This window comes from Paenibacillus luteus (assembly GCF_006542765.1).
GTDB classification, from domain to species: domain Bacteria; phylum Bacillota; class Bacilli; order Paenibacillales; family Paenibacillaceae; genus Pristimantibacillus; species Pristimantibacillus luteus.
Map to the genome: position 1 here is coordinate 49,681 of NZ_SKCD01000018.1, position 12,343 is coordinate 62,023.

12 protein-coding genes are annotated in these 12,343 nt (G+C 48.4%); 5 read left to right on the forward strand and 7 right to left on the reverse strand.

What is annotated here, in order from left to right:
- The first annotated feature begins 185 nt into the window (after positions 1-185).
- A complete protein-coding gene (locus tag E0496_RS14800) occupies positions 186-413 on the forward strand; it encodes a DUF1128 domain-containing protein (protein WP_139992793.1) in 228 nt (75 codons plus the stop codon).
- 118 nt (positions 414-531) lie between these two features.
- Here E0496_RS14800 and E0496_RS14805 read toward each other — a convergent pair whose 3' ends face one another.
- The 4 genes from E0496_RS14805 to E0496_RS14820 all read right to left on the reverse strand — a co-directional run bounded on the left by E0496_RS14805 (position 532) and on the right by E0496_RS14820 (position 5,011).
- On the reverse strand, positions 532-984 hold the full coding sequence (locus tag E0496_RS14805) for a hypothetical protein (protein ID WP_141502577.1): 453 nt from the start codon (positions 982-984) through the stop codon (positions 532-534).
- A 212-nt stretch (positions 985-1,196) separates the two neighbouring features.
- The gene (locus E0496_RS14810) at positions 1,197-2,786 is read right to left on the reverse strand and encodes a UDP-glucose--hexose-1-phosphate uridylyltransferase (protein WP_175598061.1); all 1,590 of its coding nucleotides are present in this window, start codon (positions 2,784-2,786) and stop codon (positions 1,197-1,199) included.
- Between the two features lie 33 nt (positions 2,787-2,819).
- On the reverse strand, positions 2,820-3,806 hold the full coding sequence (gene galE, locus E0496_RS14815; protein WP_141502579.1) for a UDP-glucose 4-epimerase GalE: 987 nt from the start codon (positions 3,804-3,806) through the stop codon (positions 2,820-2,822).
- Positions 3,807-3,838: 32 nt separating this feature from the next.
- Positions 3,839-5,011, reverse strand: coding sequence for a galactokinase (locus E0496_RS14820; protein ID WP_141502580.1), 1,173 nt, complete (start codon positions 5,009-5,011; stop codon positions 3,839-3,841).
- Positions 5,012-5,212: 201 nt separating this feature from the next.
- Between E0496_RS14820 and E0496_RS14825 the strand changes: the two genes are divergently transcribed.
- Together E0496_RS14825 and E0496_RS14830 are read left to right on the forward strand one after the other, a co-directional pair.
- A complete protein-coding gene (locus tag E0496_RS14825; protein WP_141502581.1) occupies positions 5,213-6,091 on the forward strand; it encodes an AraC family transcriptional regulator in 879 nt (292 codons plus the stop codon).
- 94 nt (positions 6,092-6,185) lie between these two features.
- The gene (locus E0496_RS14830; RefSeq protein ID WP_141502582.1) at positions 6,186-7,415 is read left to right on the forward strand and encodes an NAD(P)/FAD-dependent oxidoreductase; all 1,230 of its coding nucleotides are present in this window, start codon (positions 6,186-6,188) and stop codon (positions 7,413-7,415) included.
- 94 nt (positions 7,416-7,509) lie between these two features.
- On the opposite strand, the gene E0496_RS14835 is transcribed toward E0496_RS14830, so the two are convergent.
- Positions 7,510-8,064: a general stress protein gene (locus tag E0496_RS14835; protein ID WP_141502583.1), complete on the reverse strand. Its 555-nt coding sequence runs from the start codon at positions 8,062-8,064 to the stop codon at positions 7,510-7,512.
- A gap of 265 nt (positions 8,065-8,329) precedes the next feature.
- Here E0496_RS14835 and E0496_RS14840 point away from each other — a divergent pair, with 265 nt between their 5' ends.
- The gene (locus E0496_RS14840; protein WP_141502584.1) at positions 8,330-9,517 is read left to right on the forward strand and encodes a magnesium transporter CorA family protein; all 1,188 of its coding nucleotides are present in this window, start codon (positions 8,330-8,332) and stop codon (positions 9,515-9,517) included.
- A 101-nt stretch (positions 9,518-9,618) separates the two neighbouring features.
- Here E0496_RS14840 and E0496_RS14845 read toward each other — a convergent pair whose 3' ends face one another.
- Positions 9,619-10,587 carry a Gfo/Idh/MocA family protein gene (locus E0496_RS14845; protein ID WP_141502585.1) on the reverse strand — a complete coding sequence of 323 codons (969 nt, stop codon included), beginning with the start codon at positions 10,585-10,587 and terminating at the stop codon, positions 9,619-9,621.
- Positions 10,588-10,739: 152 nt separating this feature from the next.
- Here E0496_RS14845 and E0496_RS14850 point away from each other — a divergent pair, with 152 nt between their 5' ends.
- Positions 10,740-11,555 carry a lipase family protein gene (locus E0496_RS14850; protein ID WP_141502586.1) on the forward strand — a complete coding sequence of 272 codons (816 nt, stop codon included), beginning with the start codon at positions 10,740-10,742 and terminating at the stop codon, positions 11,553-11,555.
- Positions 11,556-11,652: 97 nt separating this feature from the next.
- Here E0496_RS14850 and trhA read toward each other — a convergent pair whose 3' ends face one another.
- The gene (gene trhA, locus E0496_RS14855; protein WP_141502587.1) at positions 11,653-12,297 is read right to left on the reverse strand and encodes a PAQR family membrane homeostasis protein TrhA; all 645 of its coding nucleotides are present in this window, start codon (positions 12,295-12,297) and stop codon (positions 11,653-11,655) included.
- Between the last annotated feature and the right edge of the window lie 46 nt (positions 12,298-12,343).

A 12,343-nucleotide genomic window follows, 5' to 3' on the forward strand; every position in this document is an offset into this window, starting at 1 on the left:
TGCACCTGCCTTGTGTTCATTTGTTGATCATTTCTGCTTTCAATTGTATCCAATTTTAAGTTCCTGTTCAATTTATGGTCTTTCCCTTTTGAAACATGTTACAATTACTGCAAAGCAAGATGTGCGGATAAGCCCGTGCTTTGAGTGCCGATGACGGCCAGCAAACCAAATTCAGGAGGCAAACCATGACCAATTTAGAATTACAAACCCAAGAAAATGTAGCATTCATGATTGAAGTTATAAAAACAAAGCTGAAAATGGCTTCTGCAGCAGCAATGCAGGCTTCAAACTTCGACCTGAATAAATATGAGGATATTAAAGATCTCTATGAAGTAGTCGCCTCCAAGGAGAAATTCAGCATCAGTGAAGTTGAAGCCCTAGTGTCAGAGCTAGGTAAGCTGCGTATACAATAAAGTTCTATTTTCAAGCAAATTATTCCAGTATCAGACATTTCTTTTCATTTTTCTACATTAAAAGAACCGAGCTTGGCAATACCGCCAAGCTCGGTTCTTCTCCTAATTAGGCTATAAGCTATTCCTGCTCTTCCGTTTCCTGCTGAACGCCTTCAATGGACAGCTTAATCGAGATGTCCTTGTGCTCGCCCTTGAGGAAATGGGCAATACGCTCCAGCTTATCCGCCAGCTCTGGACCGCTTAGTGTTGTATTCAGATGGTAATCAAAGTTGTCCGACGGCAGCTTGCGATCCGAATAAGCATTCGACCCGCTCCAGCCGCGATCTCCGCCAGCACTTGCTCTAGCTGCAAGCTGCTCTTGAACCGGATAGAACTTATCTGATTTATTCACTACTCTCTCATAAATACGCAGCTTCTTCAGCAGCATATAATATTGCGCAGAATGCTTGAAGTTCCAAGCTTCGCGAATGTCTTTGAGCGTATAATCCATTTTCCAGCGCTTTAGCTTTTCCACTTGCTCATCCGTGTTCAGTTGCAAAAAGTCATCCAACGGCAGCATTTTTTCGGGCATCTTGACCCCTCCGATAAATAGTTAATAACGTTATGAAATAATAATTTATAATGCTTTGTTTATCATATAAAAAATACCATAAATTTTGGCTGTTTACAAATTAATATAATTTCACAATACATGATAATCAAACTTCGCAAAAAAAAACTCCTCAACAACAAAACCTCCATTCAATCGCCAGGCTTTCAGCGCAAATGGAGGTTTAGGCTTATTTATGATTTTTGGAGCCCAATTGTTGTAAGAAAGCGTTCAAATGCTGCGATGCCGTCGGCTGTGCGCTTGTACACGCCTGCATCCTTCAGCACTTCCAAAAACTTGCCGCCCGTCTCTGATTCCACAATCGTTTTTGCCTGCTCCGTGCTGTTGGATGTGCCAAAGCGCTCTACAAGAGAGAGCAGCCAGTCCGCATGCTTGTGGAGCGGATGAACGTCTGAGTGAAGCTCTGCTGCCTCAGCCGCTGTTGATCCTGTCAGGTAAGCCGCAATCAACTCCAGCTCCTCCTTCAGGCGCCCAGGCAGTACCGCAAGCCCCATCACTTCAATCAAGCCGATATTCTCTTTCTTCACATGATGCAAGTGCTGATGCGGATGGAAAATTCCGTCTGGGTGCTCATCGTTCGTACGGTTGTTCCGAAGCACCAAATCCACCTCATACTCGCCGTTGTCACGAAGCCGTGCAATCGGTGTAATCGTGTTATGAGGGGTACGTGATCCGTCTGCTTCTTCCGTGAACGCAAGAACTTCAGCCGATGCGTCGCTGTATCCACGCCACTCATCCAAAATGCGGCAGGCTGCGCTATGCACATCCGCCTTGGAAGTGCCGTTGACCCTCACGACAGACATCGGCCAGTTCACGATGCCAAAGCGTACGCCAGGAACTTCAGGGTCGACAAACAGAGTGTCGGTGGACGCTGCTTCCATCGGGAACACATGGCGGCCCCCTTGAAAGTGATCATGGCTTAGAATCGAGCCACCAACGATCGGCAAATCAGCGTTTGAGCCTATAAAATAGTGAGGGAATTGCTCAACAAAATCAAGCAGCCTCGCGAAGGACGAATGCGAAATGACCATAGGCTCGTGCGCGCCCTTGAAAATAATGCTGTGCTCGTTGTAATACACATACGGCGAGTATTGGAAATACCATTGCTCCGCTTGCAATGTAAGTGGCAATACGCGCAGGTTCTGACGGGCCGGATGATCGGGGCGTCCGGCGTATCCGACATTTTCAACACATAACAAGCATTTCGGATACTTCGCTTGAGGCATTGTTTTGAGAAGCGCGATCTCCTTCGGGTCCTTCTCGGGCTTCGAAAGATTAATCGTAATCTCAAGGCTGCCGAATTCCGTCTCATGAAGCCAATACTGGTTCTTGCGGATACGGTCCATTCGAATATAATTGGAATCGATGCTCAGGCTATAGAAGCCATCCGTTGCTGCCTTTAGCCCATCTTCCTTGACCTGACGATTGAATGCAGCGACAGCCTCGGATGGACGCGGCAGCAGAAAGCCCATAATGCGGGCATCGAGCAAATCGCGGTAGGTTGTCGTATTGTCAGGAAACAGTCCAATTTCATAAGCATAATCAAGCAAAGGCTCCAATAGCTCCACGGCGCTGTCCAAAGCTTCCTCTTGGATTGTACCCTCGTAAGGCTCCGTAAAGCGGAATAAATCAAGCAGCTCATTTCTTGCCGCGTGCACATCCAGCCGATCGTGCAGCAGCTTGCGCTGCACGGCGAATTGCAGCAGTCTTTCTATAAGAATCAGCGCATCGCTTGCTGATGTCGCTTGTTGTTCATTTGCCACGTGATGCAGCTCCCTTCGGTTTAGCAGCGATAATTAATCGTTATAGCCCTCTGGATTAGCTTCGTGCCAGCTCCAGGCGCTCTTAATAATGTCCTCCAGCTTGTCGCGTTTCGGATTCCATCCGAGCTCCTTGCGAGCGCGATCGGACGAAGCGACAAGAGTGGCAGGGTCTCCAGCACGGCGAGCCTCGAACACGGCAGGAATTTCCTTGCCTGTTACGCTGCGCGCGATATCAATGACCTGCTTCACAGAGAAGCCGGTTCCGTTACCAAGGTTGTACACAGCGCTGTCTGCCCCGCTGCGAAGGCGATCCACAGCGAGCACATGCGCGTCAGCCAAATCGCTCACATGGATATAGTCACGGATGCAAGTGCCATCCGGAGTCTCATAATCCTCTCCGAATACAGAGATGTGTGGACGCTGTCCAAGTGCTGCTTGCAAAACGATTGGAATCAAATGCGTTTCAGGGCTGTGGTCCTCGCCGATTTTTCCGCTCTCGTGTGCGCCAGCCGCATTGAAGTAACGAAGCGAGACAAATTTGATTTGGTGAGCAACGTCGAACCATTTCATCATTTTCTCCATCGCCAGCTTGGTTTCGCCGTAAGCATTTGTAGGAAGCGTACGGTCATATTCATCAATCGGTACGTTCTCCGGCTCGCCGTAAGTAGCCGCTGTCGATGAGAATACGATTTTGCGTACGTTGTATTCGTTCATTTTCTCCAGCAGACAAAGCGTGCCGAATACATTGTTATGATAATATTTTCCTGGATCCTTCATGCTTTCGCCTACCAGCGAGTTCGCTGCAAAGTGGATAACGGCATCGATTTCGTTTTCCTTGAAGACGGTATCCATGAAAGCCGCGTCGCGAAGGTCGCCAACGTACAGCTTACCTCCAAGCAATGCCTTGCGGTGCCCTTGCTGCAAATTATCGACAATTACGATTTCCTCGCCACGTTCCTGCAATGCCGCCACAGCATGCGAACCGATATAACCGGCTCCACCCGTTACTAATACTGCCATTGTTCATTTCCCCTCTCCGAGCTGTTTATGATTTAAACGAGACGCTCTACGCCATTTCCAATCGTACACACATAGAAGTCAGCCGTAAGTCCAGTTGCTTCATTGTATTTGCGTCCTACCTCTGCCTTAAAAGCCTCAACGCTGTCTTCATGCACAAGCGATACCGTACAGCCGCCAAAACCTGCACCTGTCATACGGGACCCAAGCACGCCGGGTACTTGACGAGCAGCTGCGACCATCGCGTCAAGCTCTTCGCCCGTTACTTCATAAAGATCGCGAAGCGAATCATGCGAACCGTTCATCAATTGGCCGAACTGCGCCAGATCGTTTGCTTTCAGCGCTTTCATCGATTGAAGCACACGATCGATTTCCTCTACAACGTGTTGTGCGCGGTTGCGAACGATATCGTCCTTAATCAAATGCTTGTTCGCGTTGAACTGCTCCAAATCGATTTGTCCAAGCAGCGTTAGCTCAGGAAATGCTCCCTGTAAATCCTGAACGGCTTGCTCGCATTGGGCACGGCGTTCATTGTACGCAGAATCCACAAGGCCGCGGCGCTTGTTTGTATTGCCGATCACGAGCTTGTAGCTGCCTGAGTCGAAAGGCACTAGATCATATTCCAGCGTATCGCACATCAAGAGAATCGCATGGTCCTTTTTGCCGTTTGCAACCGCAAACTGATCCATGATTCCGCATTGGACACCGTTAAACTCATTTTCGGATTTTTGCGCTAGCAAAGCGATTTTCACTTTGTCCGTCTCCAAGCCTTCAAGCGTTTGAAGCGCAAATGCCGTTACAACCTCGATGGATGCTGAGGAAGATAGTCCCGCTCCGTTAGGAATTTCACCATGGAAAAGCAAGTCGTAGCCGTTCTTAAACTGCACACCACTTTGTTGAAGCTCATATACAATTCCTTTTGGATAGTTCATCCAATCATCAGCGTCGTCATAAACGATGGAATCAATCGCAAAGCTCTTCGATGCCGGGAAGTTAGTCGTTGCAAGACCAAGCTGTTTATCAGAGCGAACGCGGATGAGAAGGGTCGTTCCAAAGGTTAGAGCTGCTGGAAATACATAACCGCCGTTATAATCCGTATGCTCACCAATCAAGTTCACGCGGCCTGGAGCGTGGAATACTGAAATATCGCCAGCTTCTCCGCCGTATTGCTGTATAAATTGCTGTGTTAGCGTATCAATGTTTGCCATTTGCTATCACGTTCCTTTTTTTGTTTTTTGTGGTTTGTTTATATGTTCAGTATAAGGTAACCGGCTCAAAAACGAAATGGCGGTAAGTGCTTTTTGTATGGATTAATGTGACTTCCCGCATAGCTTCAGGACATGCTATTATAAGGAAAACCCTATAGTTGTTCGCATTCCCAAACAAATATAAAGCAGGTGTAAAGTAAAATGCAACAGGATATGTATACCGTGGCCTCCAATCCGGTTATCACTGGCGGGGAGCAGGCTCCGCTTAATGTTTTATTTGCTGGCGAGAGCCAGACGAAGCCGCTTCATAGACTCGGTCCGAAGGTTTATGATTTTTACCTGATGCACATCATTTTAGAGGGAAAAGGCCTCTTTGTATGCGATGGGGAAAAGCATGAGCTTCGTGCCGGGCATACCTTCCTCATCGAGCCGGAGCAGCTCATCAGCTATGAATCGGATGGTACTGAACCTTGGCGGTATCGGTGGGTTGCTTTCACTGGCCAGCATTCAGCCGCTCTCGTATCCGCTGCCGGCTTCTCCGCCGAACAGAAGATTGTCTTCACTTCTGACAAAAGACGGGCAGCCTTGTTGTTCCGGCGGATTTATGAGACCTTTCGGCTTGGCGGAACGGCAGCTGATATGATGGCAGCCGGTTACTTGCATTTGCTGCTGGCCGAATACAAATCCGTGCTGCAAGCCTTAAGCGGCAATCCGCTCCGCACTGCCCAAGCGGAAGGTGATCATTTGCTGCAGCAGGTTGTTCATTACTTAACCACGCAATATGCACACCCTGTTTCTATTGAGCAGATGGCGGAATCGCTTGGCTACAACCGTGCGTACCTCTCACGCTTGTTCAAGCAAAGAACAGGTGTGTCACCCGTCAGCTTTCTGCTCAAGCTCCGCATTGACAAGGCTCGCCGCATGCTTCGCGAGCGGCCGGAGCTAACTATTGAGCAAGTCGCGGCATCTGTCGGACTGCAGGACGCACTTTACTTTTCCAAGCAATTCCGGCGTCTTCATGGTCAGTCCCCCACCGCATATCGGGAAGCCATGAGAAGCTTAGGTGGCCAAGAAAGGTAGATAAAACATAAGAAAAAAACACAGTATTATTATCGGCCAGAGTCAGCTTCATATTCAGGATTTCGGGTAATACTACTTTAGGGAGTGATGTCCAATGAAGGAGTTATATACCGGTAACCTATACTGGCCGGTCACACTAAAACCTACAAGTGAATACCCACCGCTTCGCCAAAACAAAAAAACAAAGGTAGCCATCATTGGAGGAGGCATGTCTGGCGCGATTTGCAGCTCAATCTTTATGCAAAACGGATTATCGACGATCCTTGTCGAACGGGGCGAAGTGGCAGGCGGGAGCACTTCTGCCAATACGGGACTGCTGCAATTCTCCAATGATATTATGCTCTGCGATTTAATCGAGCAGATCGGGGAGCGAGATGCCCAAATCTTCTACAGAGCTTGTAGGGATGCTGTGCAAATGCTGGAGGAAGCTGCCCGCTCGCTCCGTATTGATGTAGGATTCATTAGAAGAAACAGCCTTTATTACGCTTCATCCGAGCAGGATCTGCCCAAGCTTAGAAGAGAATACGATGCGCTTAAAGCTTGCGGGCTGAACGTTGAGTTCTGGACGGCAGATGACATATCCAAGCACTTTCCATTCCGTAAGCCCGGCGCCATCGTCACGCATGGCGATGCTGAGGTTAATCCTTTCCAATTCGTTAATGGATTAACAGATGCCTCCGTCGACCAAGGGCTTGAAATTCATGAGCAGACCGATATCATTGCCCATGAGACGCTTACGAGCGGACTTCATCGATTGATAACCTCGGATGGTTATGAGATTGAAGTTGAGCATGTCGTATATGCCGTCGGCTATGAGCCGGAAGAACTTCGCGGCAAGCTGATCAAGGCGGAAATCAACCGTTCATTCGCTCTTGTGACCGGCGTACAGCCTAATCTTCAAAGCTGGCATGAACGCTTTCTCATATGGGAAACCGCTCGTCCTTATCTCTACATGCGAACGACAGTAGACGGTCGTGTTGTCGTTGGCGGTTTGGATGAGGAAATCGAGGAGCCTCTGCATAGCGATGGCGAGCGTGCCAAACGAAGCGGGAAGCTCCATCAACAGCTCAAAGCGCTCTTTCCCGATTTGCAAGCTCCCGTCGAATTCGAATGGAGCGCAACCTTTGGGGAATCGCGAGATAGCCTGCCCTTTATCGGAGCAGACCCTGCTTGGAAAAATGTTTATTACTGCTTAGGGTATGGCGGCAACGGGACAGTTTACAGCATGCTGGCAGCCCATTTGATCAGCAACCTCATCCAGGGAAAGGAGCATCCGTTAACGGAAATTGTGAAGCTGGACCGTCAATCCTTGGCTAATGTCTAAACTAAGAAGAAGCCTCATCCCGGTCTCAGGGGGAACCGTTCCCACTGCGTCTAGAATGAGGCTTCTTATTGCGGCTCTTTTATTCAGGTCGTGCTTATACTCCCGCTGCAATTGACGATGCATTGCAGGCTCGAAACACTGCCTCTGCTGCGCCAAGCCGCGATAGATCCGGACCGCCATCTTTATCCAGCAGAGATTTGCTCTCATCCGTTTCTACAATAACAGCGATGGAACCGCTTTGCAGCTCTTTGGCGCATATCTCTGCTTCCTCGTCATCAAGACCCAGCGCGCGAAGCGCTTCGCTATGTTCGTCATCACCAAGCAGCATGGCTGCTACAAAAGGATAACCTCCCGCATTATAGGGTGCTGATCCGTAACCGGCCATCCCATAGACTGCATTTACGCCAGCGCCGGCATAACCGGTGGCTGCTGCCATTCCGAAAATGCCTAAATCATGGCGATCAGGCATGTCCTCGAGTTCTCTAAGCTCATCGACATGGATATCGCTTTCCGATTCAATGCGCCGCGAATGCTCCGAGTCTTTAGCCAGCACTTTAAGCTCGCCTTTTACAAAGCCTGCCTGCTCCAGCTGTTCAATTGCGGTAATGGCTTGCTGCTCCGTATTAAAAAAACCAATTTTTCTAGCCATGTTGTTTCCCTCCAGATGCTTTTGCCTATGCAAGTTTTTTTCGGCCGCGTCTGCTCAAAAAGCATAAATGGCGTACTTTCCTATACGTCAAAAAAAGCTACTGTTGGTATGCCCTGATTTTGACGAATTAAGTCGTTTTTTGTAGGTTTGATATCGGAATGTTAGAAGGATTTGTCTAATATGGCGATCTGGTTGTGCAACCTCGCCGTTCGCGGTATGATGGTGGAATAGATATCGGAAAATCGGACAAGCAGGAGGCAAAGCGATGATCCATCGGATGCTTCGCTATCCCGCAGGATGGGAATGGCATGTGCTGCAGCAAGCTCGAATGCAAGCTGCAAGGAAAGAACCTTTGCCAAGCAGAAAAGATGCCCAGAAAAACGCGGCTTCACGCGAGGAGCAAACTGCTTTTAAAGCGATAACAAAGACAGGCCAGGAACCGCATCAGCAGCAATTGGAAGAGCTGAAGCAGCTATTTCCAGCTTGTGCGAACTGGGTAGATGAATGTTCGGGCAGAAGAACCAATAGCATTTCTGTTGGCGAGCTGGCGGACTCTGAAAAACTCGTTTATGGAACGCTTATGTTTCAGGTTTCAGATGATCAAGCGGATGTTCAGCCCTTTCACTTTTGGCTCGCGGGACAACGGCTCATTACAATTCATGATGACATGCGTCTGCCGCTGCGGCTGCAATCTATCGAGCATAAGCCGAAGTTTGAAGAATGCGGGACTGCTCCGGAAGCTTTTTTCATCATGATTAGCATTATTCTGGAAACCTTTCATAATGGACTTGACGGCTTTGAGAAAAGACTTGGAGAGCTTGAAACGACGATGCGCAAGGAAAATCGGACAGGGCTTATCGATACGATTTTTGAGAGACGTTATGATTTACTGCATTGGAGTCATCTTTTCATTCCAGTGAGAGAAGTACATAGCGCAGCCCAGGAAGCGTTTATGGAAGAGCTTACTGATACGGACAGCTTCAAGCGGATCACGCACAAGATGGAGAGAATTGACGCCCTTCTAAAACATTACGCACTGGAAATCGATACCTTGATTTCTATGGATGATGCCATCTCCAACTTTCGCGGCAACGATATTATGAAGACACTGACGATTTTCACGGTACTCTTCCTGCCTGCAACCATTATCGGCGGCATCTGGGGAGTCAACTTTGATAACCTGCCCTTTAAGGATGACAAATGGAGCTTCGCGGCAATGATCAGTGTTATTTGCATCATCACATTATTGATGTATATCTGGCTTTGGAAGAAAGGCTGGACAGGTGATTTGCTTAACGGACGCAGTCCGAAGGAAATCGTTGCCGATGAGGCTTCCACCAGAGCAGGGCGATCCCGCAGCTCGAAATCAAATAAAGGGCGATCAGATTTTACTAAGCCTGCTGCGTCTGAGCATTCCGGAATGAAATCCCGTTCTCAAAGAAATCGCAATTAATTCTTGAACTAAGGTGCTCCGCACTGCAATGATAGTGCCAAAACACATCAAAAAACGTCCGCAAAGGGGTTACCTTCGCAGACGTTTTTTTGTGCTACTGCTTACAGCTTGATGGGCAGTCCGGTACGAGCCGAATCATTCGCCGCAATCGTAATTTGATGTGTTCGATAGGCATCTTCATAGCTTGAGAGAATACGGGACGTATCCCCTGTTCTAATCGCATGTAAGAAAGCCGCGTTCTCCAGCTCGTAGGGATCCGTCTGATTCGCGTATTCCGTTTTGCGACCGGCTTCGATATCAACCAAACCGCCATGCCCAAGCTCGAGAACCCCTTTATTCGTATAAATATGCAATCCCGCTTTGTCTCCTGCCGGAATGGCGCAAGTATTGCTAATCGTAGCGACCGTCCCACCCTCTAGTTTCAAAGTAACCGTTCCAACATCAGGAACACTCACCCCGTCCTCTATGGTGTGCATGTAACGATTGCCATAGGCGGCGTATACTTCGCTTACTTCACCAACCGTATAACGAAGCAAATCCACGATATGAGTGGTCTGCTCCACAAACTGGCCAGCAGAACCTTCCATTTTGCGCCACCAGCTTACTCCCGGCATAGATCCCATCCAATAACCGAGCGACATCAACGCTGTGCGCTCACGTAGAATTTCGCGCGCACGCGCTGTTCCGTCCATATAGCGGAAGTGATATCCGACGGATGTAATCAGCTTCTTCTCTGTAATTCCCTTCAGTATGGCAGCAGGCTGCTCATTATCAAGCGCTATAGGCTTCTCCACCAGGAACGGTATTCCCCGCTCAACTAGTGCGCTTTCAATTTCCCCATGTGCAAATGGAGGCACACATACATAAACCGCATCCAGCTTGCGGTCATCTAGCATCGTATGAACGGTATCATAGCCTTTTGCCCCTTCAAAGCGCTGTGCAGCCTCATCTGCTTTCTGTTGATTTGTCGCTGTAAAAGCAGTTACTTTAACGCCATCGAGTTTAGCCAGCTTCTCTGCATGCATCATGCCGAACCAGCCTGTCCCAACTATTCCTATTTGAAGTGTCATGAATGAATCCCCTTTCATAATGGGTTGCTTCTAACGATTATACTTGCAGACCCGCCAAGAAGTCCATGTTTTATCCGCAGGTACCCATCCGCAGGCTCTGTCATACAATACAACATCGATAACACCAGGGTCGAATGAGCGGAGGGATGTTTATGGGTGTCAACACCAGGAATGCGCAAGCAGCGCAGGAGCTCGATCTTCGAACTGCCCTATTCTTGGCTGCGGTTTGTGGTCAAACGTACATGCAATACAACAATAAGGATGGGCTTTTCCTTGTGCCTAGAGGATATAGTCTTGTCAGTGAATTTACTGCAAAAGCATACGATAACAGCGAAGAAAGGTTTGGTTTTGTGCTTACATCGGAACGAGCCTCCGTTCTTGCTTTCCGCGGCAGCGGTTCAGCAGTTGATTGGGTCTCTGACTTTATCGCGCAGCAAACCGTCTATCGTCCCGTCAAAAATTCTGGATTAACTCATAAAGGTTTTACCGATATTTATATGTCAGCCCGAGTCCAGATCATTGAAATTTTGAAGCAGCTTCCCACTCAGAAGCCTTTGTTCATAACCGGTCATAGCCTGGGCGGTGCTCTTGCCACGCTTGCAGCTCTAGACGTCGCCGCCAACTCCCCATTTTCTGCACCTATTGTTTATACGTTTGGCGCACCCAGAGTCGGTGATCCCAAATTCGCAAGCAGCTATAATGCAAAGATAGCCACACACTGGCGTTTCCAAAACGAATTCGATATTGTGCCTCATCTCCCTACACTCGTATACCAACCCCCAAAAACCAATCAAACCTACTATTACATGCATGCAAAGGGGGAGGTTAAACGTTCCTTCCGTATGGGCTCTGTTGCAGGAAATCACATCTTGTCCAGCTACTTCGCCGATCTTGTGAACGAAGATCCTGCCTTTGCCATGTCGATCTGTTCCGAGCCCCCCGGCTGGTGCCCGTCAATTGAGCTGTAATCTTATGAAAAATAATACGATTGAAACAAACAAAGGACATCCTGCTGGCATGCAGCTGTCTGCATGTCAACAAGGATGTCCTTTTTTTTTGTGTTGTTTAAGCCGGCAGTACGTAAAGCAAAATGGCGAAGAAATGGACGATCGAGCCAGCAAGAACAAATAAGTGCCATACCGCATGATGGTAGGGAAAGCTTCTCCACATATAAAAGATGGTACCAAACGTATATAGCAGCCCCCCGGTTACAAGCAGCTGTACGCCTCCAGGTGCAAGATGAGTAGTTAAAGGCTTCCAAGCAAACACGATGATCCAACCCATCGCAATATAGATCAACGTGGATGTAAATAGAAACCGCGAAGCGAAAAATGCTTTAAACACAACCCCTGCGAGTGCTGCTCCCCAAACGATGCCAAAGAGCACCCAACCCAGCTTTCCTTGCACAATATGAAATAAGATCGGAGTATAAGTCCCAGCGATAAATACATAAATAAAGGAATGGTCAAGCGACTCAAACACCCGCTTCGCCTTACCCTCCGGAAAGCTATGTACGAGCGTGGACGCAAGGTAGAGCAGCAGCATTGCTGTCCCATAGATCGTAAAACTCACGACATGAAAAGCGGTTCCTTTCGCCGAAGCGAATACGATCAGCAGCACCAGCGCCGCAATGCTCAAGCCTACCCCGATGCCATGCGTAACTGCATTGGCGACTTCTTCCTTCTTGGAGTACGTATGGGTATTAGCCATAAGAGACTCACCTCCTAAGTTGCAAGCAAACGGTCATAAGGCTATG